At 68.9% G+C, this 15598-nt stretch carries 16 protein-coding genes; 2 read left to right on the forward strand and 14 right to left on the reverse strand.

Annotated elements, in window-relative coordinates; translation table 11 throughout:
• Positions 1-63 precede the first annotated feature (63 nt).
• The 4 genes from hisS to tpx all read right to left on the reverse strand — a co-directional run bounded on the left by hisS (position 64) and on the right by tpx (position 3221).
• On the reverse strand, positions 64-1329 hold the full coding sequence (gene hisS, locus ACFPUZ_RS00150; RefSeq protein WP_376999924.1) for a histidine--tRNA ligase: 1266 nt from the start codon (positions 1327-1329) through the stop codon (positions 64-66).
• 30 nt (positions 1330-1359) lie between these two features.
• The gene (locus ACFPUZ_RS00155) at positions 1360-1998 is read right to left on the reverse strand and encodes an MBL fold metallo-hydrolase (RefSeq protein ID WP_376998658.1); all 639 of its coding nucleotides are present in this window, start codon (positions 1996-1998) and stop codon (positions 1360-1362) included.
• Positions 1999-2076: 78 nt separating this feature from the next.
• On the reverse strand, positions 2077-2652 hold the full coding sequence (locus ACFPUZ_RS00160; RefSeq protein ID WP_376998660.1) for a hypothetical protein: 576 nt from the start codon (positions 2650-2652) through the stop codon (positions 2077-2079).
• A gap of 71 nt (positions 2653-2723) precedes the next feature.
• Positions 2724-3221: a thiol peroxidase gene (gene tpx, locus ACFPUZ_RS00165; RefSeq protein WP_376998661.1), complete on the reverse strand. Its 498-nt coding sequence runs from the start codon at positions 3219-3221 to the stop codon at positions 2724-2726.
• A 100-nt stretch (positions 3222-3321) separates the two neighbouring features.
• Between tpx and ACFPUZ_RS00170 the strand changes: the two genes are divergently transcribed.
• Complete coding sequence (locus ACFPUZ_RS00170; RefSeq protein WP_376998663.1) at positions 3322-4161, forward strand: peptidylprolyl isomerase; 840 nt, start codon at positions 3322-3324, stop codon at positions 4159-4161.
• Between the two features lie 169 nt (positions 4162-4330).
• Positions 4331-4627, forward strand: a complete 297-nt coding sequence (locus ACFPUZ_RS00175; protein ID WP_376998665.1) for a hypothetical protein — start codon at positions 4331-4333, stop codon at positions 4625-4627.
• Between the two features lie 68 nt (positions 4628-4695).
• On the opposite strand, the gene ACFPUZ_RS00180 is transcribed toward ACFPUZ_RS00175, so the two are convergent.
• The 10 genes from ACFPUZ_RS00180 to ruvC all read right to left on the reverse strand — a co-directional run bounded on the left by ACFPUZ_RS00180 (position 4696) and on the right by ruvC (position 15569).
• Positions 4696-5220, reverse strand: a complete 525-nt coding sequence (locus ACFPUZ_RS00180; RefSeq protein WP_376998667.1) for a DUF421 domain-containing protein — start codon at positions 5218-5220, stop codon at positions 4696-4698.
• Between the two features lie 25 nt (positions 5221-5245).
• Positions 5246-7531: a RelA/SpoT family protein gene (locus tag ACFPUZ_RS00185; protein WP_376998669.1), complete on the reverse strand. Its 2286-nt coding sequence runs from the start codon at positions 7529-7531 to the stop codon at positions 5246-5248.
• The gene (locus tag ACFPUZ_RS00190; protein ID WP_376998671.1) at positions 7528-8064 is read right to left on the reverse strand and encodes an adenine phosphoribosyltransferase; all 537 of its coding nucleotides are present in this window, start codon (positions 8062-8064) and stop codon (positions 7528-7530) included. The genes ACFPUZ_RS00185 and ACFPUZ_RS00190 overlap by 4 nt, the downstream gene beginning before the upstream one ends.
• The gene (locus ACFPUZ_RS00195) at positions 8057-9697 is read right to left on the reverse strand and encodes an ABC transporter substrate-binding protein (RefSeq protein WP_376998673.1); all 1641 of its coding nucleotides are present in this window, start codon (positions 9695-9697) and stop codon (positions 8057-8059) included. The genes ACFPUZ_RS00190 and ACFPUZ_RS00195 overlap by 8 nt, the downstream gene beginning before the upstream one ends.
• A 79-nt stretch (positions 9698-9776) precedes the next feature.
• Positions 9777-10886, reverse strand: coding sequence for a protein translocase subunit SecF (secF, locus tag ACFPUZ_RS00200; RefSeq protein ID WP_376998675.1), 1110 nt, complete (start codon positions 10884-10886; stop codon positions 9777-9779).
• Positions 10887-12680: a protein translocase subunit SecD gene (secD, locus tag ACFPUZ_RS00205; protein ID WP_376998677.1), complete on the reverse strand. Its 1794-nt coding sequence runs from the start codon at positions 12678-12680 to the stop codon at positions 10887-10889.
• 183 nt (positions 12681-12863) lie between these two features.
• The gene (yajC, locus tag ACFPUZ_RS00210; protein WP_376998679.1) at positions 12864-13238 is read right to left on the reverse strand and encodes a preprotein translocase subunit YajC; all 375 of its coding nucleotides are present in this window, start codon (positions 13236-13238) and stop codon (positions 12864-12866) included.
• Between the two features lie 118 nt (positions 13239-13356).
• Entirely contained in the window at positions 13357-14418 is a 1062-nt protein-coding gene (gene ruvB / locus ACFPUZ_RS00215) for a Holliday junction branch migration DNA helicase RuvB (RefSeq protein WP_376998681.1), read from the reverse strand.
• 9 nt (positions 14419-14427) lie between these two features.
• The gene (gene ruvA, locus ACFPUZ_RS00220) at positions 14428-15039 is read right to left on the reverse strand and encodes a Holliday junction branch migration protein RuvA (protein ID WP_376998683.1); all 612 of its coding nucleotides are present in this window, start codon (positions 15037-15039) and stop codon (positions 14428-14430) included.
• Positions 15036-15569: a crossover junction endodeoxyribonuclease RuvC gene (ruvC, locus tag ACFPUZ_RS00225; protein WP_376998685.1), complete on the reverse strand. Its 534-nt coding sequence runs from the start codon at positions 15567-15569 to the stop codon at positions 15036-15038. Before ruvC ends, ruvA begins: the two co-directional genes overlap by 4 nt.
• Positions 15570-15598 lie beyond the last annotated feature (29 nt).

Here is a 15598-nt window from a genome sequence, read left to right on the forward strand (position 1 = left end):
GCAGCAGGTGAGATGTTGACACGTTTACCGGAGTTGTCATGACATCAGCAAGTTGTGGGGCGATTACATTCTTCCCCGCAGCTCCCCGACGACGGCGTCCAGCGCCACGTCCGACTGCGAGTGCTCCGCCAGATCCTTGACGGCCACCGTGCCGGCGGCGAGTTCGTTCTCACCGAGGACGAGTGCGACCCGGGCGCCGGCGCGGTCCGCGCCCTTCATCGCGCCCTTGAGGCCGCGATCGCCGTAGGCCATGTCGGCGGAGATTCCGGCGGCGCGCAGCTCGTTGATCAGCCGCGCCATCGCCTTCTTCGCCTCCGCCCCCAGGGCCACACCGTAGACGTCGACGCGGCGCTCCACGCCGGGCGGGGTGACACCCTCGGCCGCCAGGGCCAGGACGGTGCGATCGACGCCGAGGCCGTAGCCGATGCCGGAGAGGTCCTGGCCGCCGAGCTGGGCCATGAGCCCGTCGTAACGCCCGCCGCCGCCGATGCCGGACTGGGCGCCGAGGCCGTCGTGGACGAACTCGAAGCAGGTCTTGGTGTAGTAGTCGAGGCCGCGGACCATGCGCGGGTTGATGACGTACGGCACGGCCATGTCGTCGAGCAGCCCGGTGACCGTCTCGAAGTGCTCGCGCGCCTCGGTGGAGAGGTGGTCGAGCATGAGCGGGGCGTTAGCGGTCATCTCCTGGACCTCGGGGCGCTTGTCGTCGAGGACGCGCAGCGGGTTGATCTCCGCACGCTTCCGGGTCTCCTCGTCGAGCGGCAACCCGAAGAGGAAGTCCTGCAGGCGGGCGCGGTAGGCCGGGCGGCAGGTGTGATCGCCCAGCGAGGTCAGCTCCAGGCGGAACTCGCGCAGCCCGAGGGAACGGTAGGAGCGGTCGGCGAGGGCGATGATCTCGGCGTCGAGAGCCGGGTCGTCGACACCGATGGCCTCGACGCCGACCTGCTGCAGCTGGCGGTAGCGGCCCGCCTGCGGGCGCTCGTAGCGGAAGAAGGGCCCGGCGTAGACGAGCTTGACGGGCAGCTGGCCGCGATCGAGGTTGTGCTCGATGACCGCGCGCATGACGCCGGCGGTGCCCTCGGGGCGCAGGGTGACGGAACGGCCCCCGCGGTCGGCGAAGGTGTACATCTCCTTGCTCACCACATCGGTGGACTCGCCGACGCCGCGCGCGAACAGCGTGGTGTCCTCGAAGACGGGCAGCTCGATGTGCTGGAAGCCGGCGAGGTGTGCCTGCTCCACGAAGGTGTCGCGCACGTGGCGGAACACCGGGGAGACGGGCGGGAAATAGTCCGGCACGCCCTTGGGCGCGGACAGGGAGGCAAACTTCATCTTCGCGTCACTCACGGGGACTCACTTTACCTAGCGACCCAGCGCGAGCAGGAACGGGTTCGTCTGGCGCTCGGCGCGCATGGTGGTGGCGGGGCCGTGGCCGGGGAAGAGCTGCAGGGTGTCCGCCAGGTCCCACACCGGTCCGCGCAAGGTGGCGTCCATGTCCTCCGGCGAGGAGGTGGGAAAATCGGTGCGCCCGATGGAGCCCTTGAACAGCACGTCACCGGTGAAGCAGAAGTCCTCGTGGACGAGCAGCATGGAGCCGGGGGAATGCCCGGGTGCGTGGAGGGTGCGGAACTCGATGCCCGCCAGCTGCACCGTGCCGCCATCGCTCAGCGGGCGCAGATCGGCGATGGGCACCATCTTCTCCACCTCGAAGAGCACCCGCGACTGCGGCATGATGCCCTCCGGCTGGAGCATGAACTCGTCCGCCGGGTGGAGGTGGACGGGCACGCCGTAGCGGGCGGCGAGGTCCCCGGCCTCCCGGACGTGGTCGATGTGGCCGTGGGTGCACACGATCTCGCTCAGCTCTGCACCCGTCTCCTCCAGCAGGGCGTTGACCTGCCGGGCGGAGTGCATGCCGGGGTCGACGACTCCGGCGCGTCCCTCGTTGACGACGACGAACGTGTTGGTCTGGTAGGGGCCGGCGGCGAATCCATGGAGCTGCATGGGGGAAAGTCTAGGACACGACACTCCAGGTGAACAGTCCGGCACCGATGCACAGCGACCTGGGGAAACCGCGACAGGCTAGGAGGCGGGCTGGAACTCGTGGGCCTCGAAGACCACGGTGTCGGAGGAGCTCTCGGCCCCGGTGGGCAGGGCGACGTGGGGCAGCTGGCAGTCGTCGAGAAGCATCCAGCCCGTGCGGGAGTCCTGCTCCGCGGTGATCTCGCCTTCCTCGTCGATCAACGAGGCGCTGATGGGGCCGGAGGCGGCGAAGGACACCACGTAGCGCCCCTCCCCGCAGCCGGGCTGCCCGGCCGGGAACCAGTTCTCGCCGGGGCCGAGGATGATCTGCGGGGCGTAGCCGCGCCACACCTCGACCTCCCCTTCCCAGCTGCGCATGTACTCGAAGGATCGGCTCCCGGTGCGGAACGTCTCCCCCACCTCCGGCACCTCCCCCTGGTAGATGCGGTTGACCTTCACGTTGTCCAACGGCTCGGGCGCCTCCGCCGGCTCCGCGGCGGCAACCGCCGCCTGCTCTGCCACGACCTCCGGTTCCGCATCCTTCACGCCGAACACGACGGCGGCGACGATGCCGCCGAGGATGAGGACGATGGCCGCCACGATGGCCAGGAGGTGCTTGCGCTCCGAACGGGTCATGGGTGTCATCATGGCAGACAGGACAAAGCCCCGACCAACCGTGCTGGTGGCCGGGGCGGACGGGGATGAGTCTAGGACAGGGCGTTGACGGCGGCGTCGTAATCCGGCTCGTCGGTGATCTCCTCGACGAGCTGGGTGTAGACGACCTTGCCGTCCTCATCGGCGACGATCACCGCGCGGGCCAGCAGCCCCTGCAGCGGGGAGCCCTCGAGGGTGAGGCCGTAATCCTGCCCGAAGGTGGAGCGGAAGGCGGAACCGGTGGTGACGTTGTCGATGCCCTCGGCGGAGCAGAAACGGCCGTGGGCGAAGGGCAGGTCCTCGGACACGCCGAGCACGACGGTGTTGTCGAGCGAGGTGGCGCGCTTGTTGAACTCGCGGACCGAGGCCGCGCAGACGCCGGTGTCCAGGGAGGGGAAGATGTTGAGCACGACGCGCTTACCGGCGAAATCGGCCGGGGTGAGCTCGGAGAGGTCGGTGCCCACGAGGGTGAAGTCGGGCAGCTGCGCGCCGACGGCGGGCAGCTCGCCGGAGGTGGAGGTGGACTCGTTCTTGAAGGTGACGTTGGCCATGCCCCCACAATAGAGATCTCCACCACACGGTGCCACGCCCCCTCCCCGCCGGTTAGACTGACTGACCGTACATGTCCGACGACGTCAGAAGAAGGCCCCGGTGACCGACAACAGGAAACGCGGCGAGGATGCTCTCGCCCAGCTTGACCGCGAACTGAAATCCCGCGACCGCGCCGAGAAGTCCCGCCCGCTCATGATCGGCGCCGCCGCGGCCGTGGTGATCCTGGCCCTGGTCGGCGGCATCTGGTTCCTCGCCACCCGCGACACGGGTGAGCAGATCACGGCCGATGAGCAGTCGACCTCCACCCCGGAGACCCCGGAGATGGAGCCGCTGACCATGGCGCGCGCCACCGCCCTGCCCGCCACGGTGACCTGTGAGTACCCGAGCGCCGGAGACGCCTCCCGCGAGGTGAGCACCCCGGCGACCGAGAACATCTCCACCGAGGGCACCGTCGCCCTCACCCTGACGACGAACCAGGGCCCCATCGGCATGGAGCTCGACCGTTCCGTCGCCCCGTGCACCGTCAACGCCATCGAGCACTTCGCCAAGGAGGGCTACTACGACGACACGGTCTGCCACCGCCTGACCACCTCGGGCATCCACGTCCTGCAGTGTGGCGACCCCTCCGGCACCGGCGCCGGCGGCCCGGGCTTCCAGTTCGCCAACGAGTACCCCACCGATGAGCTCGACGGCCCGGCCTCCTCCCCGGTGATCTACCCGCGTGGGTCCATCGCCATGGCCAACGCCGGCCCGAACACCAACGGCTCGCAGTTCTTCCTCAACTACCAGGACTCCCCGCTGGCCCCGGACTACACCTACTTCGGCCAGATCTCCGCGGAGGGCCTGGACACGCTCGACAAGATCGCCGCCGCGGGCGCCCAGGGCGGAGCCGCCGACGGTGCTCCCGCCGACGAGGTCCGCATCGAGAAGGCCGGCTAAACAGCTTATCGACGCCTCACCTGCCCCGCCCCGGCTCTCCGGGGCGGGGCAGTGTGATTCCCGCCCCTCTGCGACATTTCGTAATCAACCTGTTGCACAGTCCTGCCGGGAGATATAAAGTACTGCCTGTTCACATATTTTCCGACCCTTCCAAGGAACTGGTATCCCCATGAAGCTCTTCTCCCGCAAGGCCATCGCCGCCGTTGCCACCTCCATCGCTCTGACCACCGCTGGTGTCGCTGCTCCGGCCATCGCCTCCGCCGAGACCGTCAACGTCGTCGCGCAGTCCGGAACCACCGGCGACACCCAGGAAGCTGGCTCTTCCGAGGGCATGTTCGCTGGCTCCTCCGACAAGGAGACCGGCCAGGTCAAGCCCGGCGAGCTCAAGGACTGGATCGGCATCTTCACCGCCATCATCGGCGCCCTCTCCGCCGCTTTCGTCTTCTTCCAGCGCATCAACGGCTAAGAAGCAGTACTTCACGCCAGTTCACCAGGCCGCCCTCCCCACGACGGGGAGGGCGGCCTGTGACGTTTCTAGTGGTCGGCGACGCCGCGCAGGACCGCGGGGTCGAAGGGCTGCCCGGTGCGGATGACGGACATCGTGCCCGTCGGCTCGAGAACCATCGCCTGCACCTGGGTGATCGACCCCAGGCCGGCGCGGCGCACGGCGGTGAGCACATCGGTGCGGCTGATGTGGGCGTGCCGCATGGCGTCGATAAGCATCTCCCCCTCGCGGACCACGAGCACCGGACGCCGGTTAAGCAGCCGACCCCAACCGGTGAAACGGCGCAGGGTGCCGAAGGCCGCCTCCAGGCACATGAGCGTGGTCAGGCCGAGGAGTCCGGCGGCCAGGGTCGGCGGGTGGCCGATGATGACGCGGCCGGACACGGCGCCGAACATGATGACGATGACCGCGTCGGAGGCGGTCATCGCCATGAGGATGCGCGAGCCGAAGAGCTTGGCCAGCAGCATGAAGCCGAGGTAGATACCCGTGGCGGTCGTGATGATGACGGGGATGCGCCAGGGTTCAATGAGCAGTTCGTCGAGGAAGCGGTCCACGCCCTCAACCGTAGCGCCCGCCGGGTCAGGCGGTGACGCGGTACACGTCGAAAACTCCCTCGGTGTTGCGCAGCGTGGTCAACAGCTGACCCAGCTGCTTGGTGTCGGACACGGAGAAGGTCATCCGCACGGTGGCGATGTGGTCGTCGGAGGCGTGCGAGTTCATCGACATCACCGACAGCTTCTGCTCGCTGAACACGCGGGTGATCTCGAAGAGCAGGCCCTGGCGGTCGAGTGCCTCGACCTGCAGGGTCGCGGCGAAGGCCCCGCCGGGGACGCCGGCGGCGGCCCAGGCGACGTCGATAAGCCGCTCGGGCTCCAGCCGCAGCTTCTCCGCGTTGGTGCAGTCCGTGCGGTGGACCGAAACTCCCCCGCCGCGGGTGACGAAGCCGAAGATCTCGTCGCCGGGCACGGGCTGACAGCACTTCGCCATCTTCGCCATGACGTCGGGGCTGCCTTCGACGAGGACGCCGGTGCCGGCCTCCGAATCCGTGGCGCGCGCCCGCGAGCTGATGATCTCGGAGATCGGGGTGCGGGCGGCCAGGGCGTCGACGGCGTCGTCCTGGTCGCCGAAAGCGGCCATGAGCTGATTCGCCACGTGCTGCGCGGAGACGCTGCCCGCGCCGATGGCGGTGTAGAGCGCATCGACGTCCGGGTAATGCAGCTGCGTGGCCACCGTCTTCATCGACTGCGCGGTGAACAGCCGGTGCATCGGCAGCCCGCCGCGCTGGACCTCGGCGGCGAGGGCGTCGCGCCCGGCGTCGAGATGCTCCTCGCGGCGTTCCTTGGCGAACCACTGCCGGATCTTCGCCTTCGCCCGCGGCGAGACGACGAAGTCCTGCCAGTCGCGGGAGGGCCCGGCGTTCTGGTCCTTGGAGGTGAACACCTCGACGCGGTCGCCGGATTTCAGCGCCGACTCAAGCGCCACGAGCTTGCCGTTGACCTTCGCGCCGATGCAGCGGTGGCCGACCTCGGTGTGCACCGCGTAGGCGAAGTCCACCGGGGTGGATTCGGCCGGCAGGTTGACCACGTCACCCTTGGGGGTGAACACGAAGATCTGCTTGGCGGTGAGGTCGTAGCGCAGGGAGTCGAGGAACTCGTTGGGGTCCGCGGCCTCCTTCTGCCAGTCGAGCAGCTGGCGCATCCACGCCATCTGGTCGACTTCCTCGCGGTCGCCCTTGTGGGAGCCCTTGGTCTCCTTGTAGCGCCAGTGCGCAGCGACGCCGAACTCGGCGTTGTAGTGCATCTCGTGGGTGCGCACCTGCACCTCCAGGGGCCGGCCCTGGAGGGCCATGACCGTGGTGTGCAGCGACTGGTACACCCCGAAGCGCGGGGAGGAGATGTAGTCCTTGAAGCGGCCCGGCAGCGCGGAGTACAGCGAGTGCACGACGCCGATGGCCGCGTAGCAGTTGTTGACGTTGTCGACGAGGATGCGGATACCCACGAGGTCGAAGATCTCGTCGAAGTCGCGGCCCCGCACGATCATCTTCTGGTAGATCGACCAGTAGTGCTTCGGGCGGCCCATGACCTCGGCCTCGATGTTGTTCTCCCGCAGCGCGGAGGTCACCTGGGTGACGATCTCCTTGAGTGCCCGGTCCCGGGACGGTGCGCGGTCGGCGACGAGGCGGACGATTTCGTCGTACTTCTTCGGGTAGAGGATGGCGAAGGAGAGGTCCTCCAGCTCCCACTTCACGCTGGCCATGCCCAGGCGGTGCGCGAGCGGGGCGATGACCTCGAGGGTCTGCCGGGCCTTCTTGGCCTGCTTTTCCGGGGGCAGGAAACGCATGGTGCGCATGTTGTGCAGGCGGTCGGCGACCTTGATCACCAGCACCCGCGGGTCCTGGGCCATGGCGACGATCATCTTGCGGATGGTCTCGGCCTCGGCGGCCGCCCCGAGGGCCACCTTGTCCAGCTTGGTCACGCCGTCGACCAGGCGCGCGACCTCGGCGCCGAAGTCATCGGTGAGCTGCTCGAGGGAGTAGTCGGTGTCCTCGACCGTGTCGTGCAGCAGTGCCGCGACGAGGGTGGTGGTGTCCATGCCGATCTCCGCGGCGATGGTGGCCACCGCCAGCGGGTGGGTGATGTAGGGGTCCCCCGACTTGCGGAACACCCCCTCGTGGAGGGTCTCCGCGAGCTCGTAGGCGCGGGAGAGCACCTCGGCGTCGGCACGCGGATGGAACTGGCGGTGGATGGACAGCAGCGGATCGAGGACCGAGTTGGTCTTCACCCGGGTGCCGGTCAGCGAGCGCGCCAGCCGGGCCGACATGCCGCGCACGCCGACGGTGGAACGGGGACGGGAACGATCGGTCATTCGTTGATCACCACCAGCGGTCGATCGGACAGACGCTCGCGGCCGCCGAGCTCCGCGACCTCGAGGACCACGACATTGCCCACCACCTCGGCGCCGCACTGCTCGATGAGTTTGCGGGCCGCGACGAGGGTGCCGCCGGTGGCCAGGACGTCATCGACGAGCACCACCTTGACCCCCGCGAGGTCCTGGCCGTCCGCCGGGATCTCCAGGGCCGCGGTCCCGTACTCGAGGGAGTAGGCCTCCGTGATCACCGGCGGCGGGAGCTTGCCCTTTTTGCGGATCGCCAGCACCCCGAGGCCCAGCTTGTAGGCCACGGCGGAGCCGAGGAGGAAGCCGCGGGCGTCGAGGCCGCCGATCATGCCGGCGTTGAGCCTGACGCAGGCGTCGGCAAGCTCGTCGACGACGATCTGGAACGCATCGGCGTCGGCGAGCACCGGGGTGAGATCCTCGAAGAGGATCCCCTCCTCCGGCCAGTCCTGCACATAACGGATCCGGGCCGCCAGGGCCTCGCGGGCGCTCCCGTACCTATTCATCTGCGTCTGCTCCAGCACCGTCGTCCTCGCTCAGCCATCGGTCCATGTTCCAGCCGATACCGGCCAGTCCTGTGTACATCACTACGTTACCCACTGTGCGGTCGATCACGAATCTGCGGGGTTGCGCCGACAGGGGGATGCTCGGGACGTCCGTCCACAGCTCCTCCTCCCGGGTCCGCAGATAGGCCAGCGACGTCGCGCGGGCCGAGGCCGCGCCCGTCTCCGCCAGGGGGTCCACCGCCATGAGCACCGCATCGAGGGCGCCCTCGACGTAGATCAGCTCGCCCCACTGGCCGGTCGCCGTGCGCGCGAGATCCGCCAGGGTGGAGGCCTCGCCCCAGGCGTCGACCACGGTGATCCCGGCCGGCTCACACGACACCCGGATCGCCTCGACCATCGCGGCCTTGCGCTCGTCGGGGCCGTCGTAGCCGACCCGCACCGTCGCGCCGGCCATCTCCTGTGCGCGCGGGATGTCGGTGCCCAGGTGCGCGTCCGCGACGTCCGCCAACTGCGGGGCCAGCGGGTCGTGGTGCGGCAGGGTGTGCAGGCCCACGGGCGGGACCTCAATGCCGCTGATGCGTGACGACGCCTCCGCCACCGCCCGCTGGTCCACGCACGCGGCGAAGGACTCCCGCGACCAGGGGCTCGCGAACACGCCCTGATCCCCCAGGACGAGGCTGTCGGTGAGATCGCCGACGGTTGCGGTGATGTCGAGGGTGTTCTCCGGGTCGTCCCGGTTCACCCAGCCCGTGTCGCCGGTGCGCACATCCGCGATGCGCAGGGCATCCTCGGCGCGCAGGTGACGGGGGTCGCTGCCCCGCGGCCACACGACGATGGTGCGCAGGTTCGGCTGATCGCCGTAGTAGTGCTCGTTGGGCACGAGCACGACTTCGCCGTGCTCCCCCACCCGGTCGATGACGAAGGGGCCGGAGGAGACCTGCAGCTCGGGGTCGAAGGCGTCCAGGTTGAAGCCGTCGCGCCAGATCGGCGCCACCTCGGCGAGGGTGACCAGGTCATCCTGCTGCAGGGCGGCGTGCAGCTCCTGCTCGCTCATGCCCGCGCGCGCCGCGATGGCGTGGGCCGGCAGTACCGTGCCCGGGCCGAAAAGATGCCGCCAGCGGCCGCCCGCCTCCTCCTTGAACACCACGGTGAAGCGCTTCTGCCCCGGCTCGCAGTCGAGGCGCAGCACCTCATCGGTCTGCGGGAGATGGGCGCCGAACAGCCCGGCGTGCACCCCGGCCTTGTAGTGGAGCAGGAAGTCGGTGCAGGTGACGGGGACGCCGTCCGAGTACGCGGCGGGCTCGGCGAGAGTGTAGACAACCTGGCGATTCGCCCCGGGCAGCACCTGCGTCTGCACCAGATCCGTGTTGGGGATCATCTGCCCGGAGGGACCCGGGACAAACACCGCCGGATACAGCCGCCCCGACAGCGCCTCCGTATTGGAGGACGTGCCCACCCACGAGGCCGCGTTGGAGGTACGCAGCGAGGTGTCGAGGAGATAACCGAAGTGGTCGGTCGAATCCGGCCCCCGCCCTCCCGGGCCCGAGCCTTCGTCGCCCGCCCCGCACGACACCAGCAGGGAGGCCCCCAGCAACACCGCCGCGGCGGCCCCCACACACTTGCGTATCGACACGTCGTCCCTCTCTGTCCCCCGGTCCCGGAACCGGTTGTTGATCTGCCCAGTATATGCGGTCAGCGGGGGACGGAAGGGACTAGGAGCGACCGGGCCGCCAGGTGGTGCCCACGCCGGGGGTGTGCGGGGTGGCGACAGTACGTCGCTTCTCGACGCCCGCGTCCTCGCCGTCGCCGTCGCCCTCCTCCTCGCGGAGCCGACCCGCGCGGTAGTCCGCGACCTCCTGGTTGTGCTTCTTCGTGTCCTTGCGGCGGTTCATCAGGCCCACGAGGATCGGGGTGGCCAGGAAGATCGAGGAGAACACGCCCTCGACGACGCCGATGAGTTGGATGAGCGCCAGGTCCTTGAGGGTGCCCACCCCCATGAGCCACACGGCCACCACCATGAGCGCGATGATCGGCAGCGCCGAGATCACCGACGTGGAGATGGAACGCATGACGGTCTGGTTGACCGCCAGGTTCGCCTCCTCCCCGTACGTCGCGCGGCGGGAATTGAGGTATCCGGCGGTGTTCTCCCGGACCTTGTCGAAGACGATGACCGTGTCGTAGATGGAGAAGGACAGCACGGTGAGCAGGCCGATGACCGAGGCCGGGGACACCTCGAAGCCGAAGAGGGCGTAGATGCCGGCGATGAGGACGGCGTCGATAAGCAGGGCGATCATCGCCGCGGCCGCCATCTCCTTCTCCAGGCGGAAGGCGATGTAGAGGAACGCCAGGCCGAGGAAGACGGCCATGGCGATGAGCATGCGCTGCGTGATCGTCGAGCCCCACGATTCGGAGACCGTCGAATCACCGATGGCGTCCGGGGAGGGCTGGCCCTGCGCGTCGAGGGGCTGGTGCTCCTCGTAGATGGCGGCGCGGGCCCGCTCCACCTGTTCGGTGGTCAGGCGCTCCGAGTTGATCTCCAGGGAGCGGGAATCGCCGGCGCCGACGATCTGCGTCAGCGTCGGGGTGACGCCGGTCGCCTCGACGAAGGTCTCCTCCACCTGCTCGGCGACGAGATCGCCGGCCGGCATGTTCATCTTGGTGCCGCCCTCGAAATCGATGCTGAGGTCGAAACCACGGATCCCGATCGCCGCGATCGAGACGACCAGCAGCGCGGCGGTGATCCAGTACCAGAGGCGGGAGCGGCCGATGAAGTCGACGCCGCCCTCGCCGGTGTACAGGCGGTTGAACGTGCCCTTGCTCATCTACTTCTCCTCCGGGGTGGCGGTGACTGCTTCTCGACGATTGCGCTCGGCCAGCTCAAACACCTGGCCCATGCCGTTGACGGACGGCTTGGCGAAGAAGGGCTTCCGGGCCGCCAGCAGCATGAGCGGGGCGGTGACCAGGAAGGTGACCAGCAGGTCGAACACGGTGGTCAGGCCGAGGGTGAACGCGAAGCCCTTGACCTCGCCGACCGCGAGGAAGTAGATGACCACCGCGCCGATGAGGGTGACCATGTTGCCGGTGACGATCGTGCGCTTCGCGCGATCCCAACCGTGCTGGGCGGCGGAACGGAAGGTCCGCCCCTCACGCACCTCATCCTTGACGCGCTCGTAGAACACGACGAAGGAGTCCGCGGTGGTGCCGATACCGATGATGAGGCCCGCGACACCCGAAAGATCCAGCGAGTACCCGATCCACCGGCCCAGCAGGATGAGCGAACCGTAGACCAGGACCCCGGCGGTGAACAGCGTGATCAGCGAGATGAAACCGAAGAGCCGGTAGTAGGCGAACACGAAGATGGTCACCAGCACCATGCCGACCAGTCCCGCGATGAGGCCCGCCTGCAGCGAGGCCACACCCAGGGACGCCGGGACCGACTGGGCGGTGCCACCCGGCTCCCCGTCCTCACCCGCGAACGACAGCGGCAGTGCGCCGTAGCGCAGGTTGTTCGCCAGCTCCGCGGCCGACTCCTGCGTGAAGCTGCCGGTGATCGACGTCGCCGAACCGAAGGGGGTCGCCGACTGGATGACCGGCGCGGAGATCACCCGGGAATCCAGGGTGATGGCCACCTGCTGCTGCAGGTAGTCACGGGTGAGGTCCGCCCAGGTCTGGGACCCGGAGTTCGCGCCGTCCGTCTTGAAGGCGAAGCTGATCTCCATCTGCCCGGAATCCGGGTTGAAACCGCCGGTGATGGGACGGTTCGAATCGATCTCGTTGCCCGTCAGGCGGGGCCCGTCCTCCGCGGTGATCCCCGACAGCAGCGGCGCCGGATCAAGCAGGTAGACCTGACCGGTCTCCGGCTCACAGGTCACCAGCGGCAGCGCGGCATCGTCGGAACCGGCGAGCGGATCCGTCGCGGCGTCACAGCGCAGCAGCGTGCTCGCCGCGGCCTGCACCGTCGGATCCGTCGACTGACGGTCCGTGCGCAGCTGCTCCGTGATCTCCTGACGACGCTCCGTCGACTCAATCGAGTTCTCCGGGCTCGGCAGCGGGGTGGCCGTGATCTCCGGCGCCGCCACCGGATCCGTCCCCTCCGGCTGCTGCTTGTTCACGGCGTCAATGACCGTGGCGATCGAGCTCTCCGCCTGCTCAGGCGTGATGATGCCCAGCTCCACCCAGCGGTTGGCCATCGTCCCGAGCGACTCGCTCAGAGACCCCATGTCCGGGTTGGACGGCGTGGCCACCGGGCGGAACAGCAGCTGCGAAGTTTGGCCGACCGCGCGGGCCTCCGAGGTGTCCTCGCCCGCCACCGTGATGACGAGCGTATTACCGTCCGTCACCACACTCGCCCCCGAGACACCCATGCCGTTGACACGGTTCTCCAGGATGGTGCGGGCCTGCGACAACTGCTCCTGCGTCGGCTCCTGCCCCTGCGGCACCAGGGTCACACGCGTGCCACCCTGCAGGTCAATGCCCAGCTTCGGGCTGGCCTGGCGGTCGCCGGTGAACAACACCAGCGCCCACACCACAGCGACGATCAGGGCGAACAGCGCCAGCGCGCGCTTCGGCCAGGCCCTCTGGGACCCCGCCTTCTCGCGTCGGGTTGTGACGGACAATGAACTGTCTCCATCTGTTTGTGGCTCTTTCTCCCACCTGCACGGCCCCGTGGGCGGCAGGTGCACAACCGATCATGCTACGTCATCACCGACCCCCACTCCGTGCGGGACCCCGGGATGTTGCCCCGAAAACAACTAACCGCCGCCCCCTCGAAAAGGGAACGGCGGTGGTGCGGGCGGGAACTAGCGGTTCTCGGGGTGCTCGGGATGCTCGGGATGCTGGGGATGCTCCGGGTGCTCCGGCTGCTCGGGGTGCTGGTAGCCGATCTGCTCATCGACGACCGGAACCACCCCGAGATCCTCCGGCGTCGCCTGGCGCATGATGGCGATACGGTCCATGGTGACCTGGACGCCCGGAGCGATCTCGACCTCGACCTGCGTCTCGCGGGCCCCGACGATCGTGCCGTGGATGCCAGCCACAGTGACCACCCGGTCCCCGACCCCGAGGGAAGACTGCATGGCCTGCATCTCTCCCTGACGACGGCGCTGGCTGCGCATCATGAGGAAGGACGGGAGAATGAACACCGCGACAATGAGGACAAGAAGAAGAATATCCATGGTGCCCCAGTGTGCCAGACGCCCATCCCCGCCGACCACCCGAGGGGGCGGATGGTGAAGTTCACTCCGCAACTGCCCTTTCCGGCGGCGGCGAGGGGCGGTTGCGGAGCGATCCTCCCTAGAGCAGACCCAGCGTCCCCTCGGGCGGCTGCAGTCCGAGGTGGCGCCACGCACTGGCGGTGGCGACGCGGCCCCGCCCGGTGCGGGCAATGAGGCCGGCGCGCACCAGGTAGGGCTCGCACACCTCCTCGACGGTGCCGGGCTCCTCGCCCACGGCGATGGCCAGGGTGTTCACGCCCACCGGCCCACCCCCGTGGCCGCGGATGAGGGCGGAGAGCACGGAGCGGTCGAGGCGGTCGAGGCCGAGGTCGTCGACGTCGAAGACGTGCAGGGCGCCCTGGGCGGCGGCGAGGTTGATGTGGCCGTCGGCGTTGACCTCGGCGAAGTCCCGGACGCGCCGCAGCAGCCGGTTGGCGATGCGTGGTGTCCCCCGCGAGCGCGAGGCGATCTCCACGGCGGCATCGGGATCCATGGTGACGTCGAGAATCTTCGCTGCGCGGGTGACCACCCGGGTGAGATCGGCGACGTCGTAGAACTCCATCTGGGCGGTGAAGCCGAAACGGTCGCGCAAGGGGCCGGTGAGCATGCCCGAGCGTGTCGTCGCCCCGACGAGGGTGAAGGGCGGCAGTTCCAGGGGGATGGAGGTGGCTCCGGGACCCTTGCCGACGATGATGTCGATGCGGAAGTCCTCCATCGCCATGTACAGCAGTTCCTCCGCCGGGCGCGCCATGCGGTGGATCTCGTCGATGAACAGGACGTCGCCCTCCATGAGGTTCGACAGCATGGCGGCGAGATCGCCCGCCCGCTCCAGTGCCGGGCCTGAGGTCATGCGCAGGTTGGTGTTGAGTTCCTGGGCGATGATCATCGCCATCGTCGTCTTACCCAGGCCGGGCGGACCCGACAGCAGCACGTGATCCGGGGTGACCCCCCGATTCCTCGCGCCGGTGAGCACGAGGGAAAGCTGGTCGCGCACCTTCTGCTGGCCGATGAACTCGTCGAGGTTCTTGGGCCGCAGCGTCGTCTCGGACTCCTGCTCCCCCGCCTGCAGCCGCGTATCCACGTCCCGGTCGATGTCGGATCCCTCCGGCAGCCGGAACTCCGTCCTCTCCATGTCGCTCACCCCGTCAGCCTACTTCCGACCGAGCTGGGCCAGCGCGGCGCGCAGTGCGGCGGCGGTGTCGAGGCCGGAATCCTCCGCGAGGACCCCCTCGACCACCGGCTGGGCCACGCGCTCCGTGAATCCGAGCCCGATGAGCGCGTCGGTGACCTGCTGTGCGACGGAGGCCGCCGCGGGGCTCAGGGCAGGCGCCCCCGTCTCCCCGGCAGGGGGCGCCGGGACGTACGCCGCCACCTTGTCCTTGAGTTCGAGGACCAGCCGCTCGGCCATCCGCTTACCGACGCCCGGAATTCGCTGCAGTGCCTTCGCGTCCTCGCCCGCGATCGCCGCGGAGATCTCCCCCGCGTCAAACACCGACAGGCAGGCCACCGCCAGGCGCGGCCCCAGCCCCGTGACGGTCTGCAGGAGGTGGAACATCCCCCGGTCCTCGTCGGAGGCGAAACCGTGGAGGATGTGGGCGTCCTCGCGCACGATGAGGCTGGTGAGCAGAAACGCCTCCTCCCCGCGCCGGAGGGTGGCCAGCGTGGAGGGGGTGGCCTCGACGCGGTAGCCGACGCCCGCGCACTCGATGACCACATGGTCCAGGCCGAGGGCGATGACGGTGCCACGCACGGATGCGATCATGGGGTTCCTCCGGAGTTGAGCAGGGCGGTGGTGCGGGCCAGCAGCGGGGCGCGCCAGCAGTGACAGACCGCCAGCGCGAGGGCGTCGGCGGCGTCGGCGGGCTTCGGCGGCGCCGAGAGGCCGAGGATGCGGGTGATCATGGCGGTCATCTGCTTCTTGTCGGCCCGGCCGTTGCCGGACACCGCCTTCTTCACCTCGGAGGGCGTGTACATGTGCACCGGGATCCCCCGCTGGGCGGCCGCCAGGACGAGCACCCCGGAGGCGTGTGCGGTGTGGATGACCGTGGACACGTTGCCGCGTTCAAACACCCGCTCGACCGCCACGACATCCGGACGATAGTCATCCATCCATTCATTGACGGCCGTGGACAGGCGCAGGAGCCGCTCAGCCAGATCGATGTCGGCCGGGGTGCGCACCACCCCGACCGCGACGGGGAGGACCTCCCTGCCCCGCCCGGCCTGGACGACGGAGAGACCGCACCGGGTCAACCCCGGGTCGATCCCCATCACCCGCAGTCCTGTCAGACTCACGCGCCCGCCTCTCTACTGTGCCAGTGTCC

Source organism: Corynebacterium nasicanis, assembly GCF_042658165.1.
Taxonomy (GTDB): domain Bacteria; phylum Actinomycetota; class Actinomycetes; order Mycobacteriales; family Mycobacteriaceae; genus Corynebacterium; species Corynebacterium nasicanis.

What these genes read in the sequence shown, in the direction of transcription:
- hisS (WP_376999924.1), bottom strand. Translation starts at nt 1,329, where the DNA reads ATGAAGTTTGCCTCCCTGTCCGCGCCCAAGGGCGTGCCGGACTATTTC.
- ACFPUZ_RS00155 (WP_376998658.1), bottom strand. Translation starts at nt 1,998, where the DNA reads ATGCAGCTCCATGGATTCGCCGCCGGCCCCTACCAGACCAACACGTTC.
- ACFPUZ_RS00160 (WP_376998660.1), bottom strand. Translation starts at nt 2,652, where the DNA reads ATGACCCGTTCGGAGCGCAAGCACCTCCTGGCCATCGTGGCGGCCATC.
- tpx (WP_376998661.1), bottom strand. Translation starts at nt 3,221, where the DNA reads ATGGCCAACGTCACCTTCAAGAACGAGTCCACCTCCACCTCCGGCGAG.
- ACFPUZ_RS00175 (WP_376998665.1), top strand. Translation starts at nt 4,331, where the DNA reads ATGAAGCTCTTCTCCCGCAAGGCCATCGCCGCCGTTGCCACCTCCATC.
- ACFPUZ_RS00185 (WP_376998669.1), bottom strand. Translation starts at nt 7,531, where the DNA reads ATGACCGATCGTTCCCGTCCCCGTTCCACCGTCGGCGTGCGCGGCATG.
- ACFPUZ_RS00190 (WP_376998671.1), bottom strand. Translation starts at nt 8,064, where the DNA reads ATGAATAGGTACGGGAGCGCCCGCGAGGCCCTGGCGGCCCGGATCCGT.
- secF (WP_376998675.1), bottom strand. Translation starts at nt 10,886, where the DNA reads ATGAGCAAGGGCACGTTCAACCGCCTGTACACCGGCGAGGGCGGCGTC.
- yajC (WP_376998679.1), bottom strand. Translation starts at nt 13,238, where the DNA reads ATGGATATTCTTCTTCTTGTCCTCATTGTCGCGGTGTTCATTCTCCCG.
- ruvA (WP_376998683.1), bottom strand. Translation starts at nt 15,039, where the DNA reads ATGATCGCATCCGTGCGTGGCACCGTCATCGCCCTCGGCCTGGACCAT.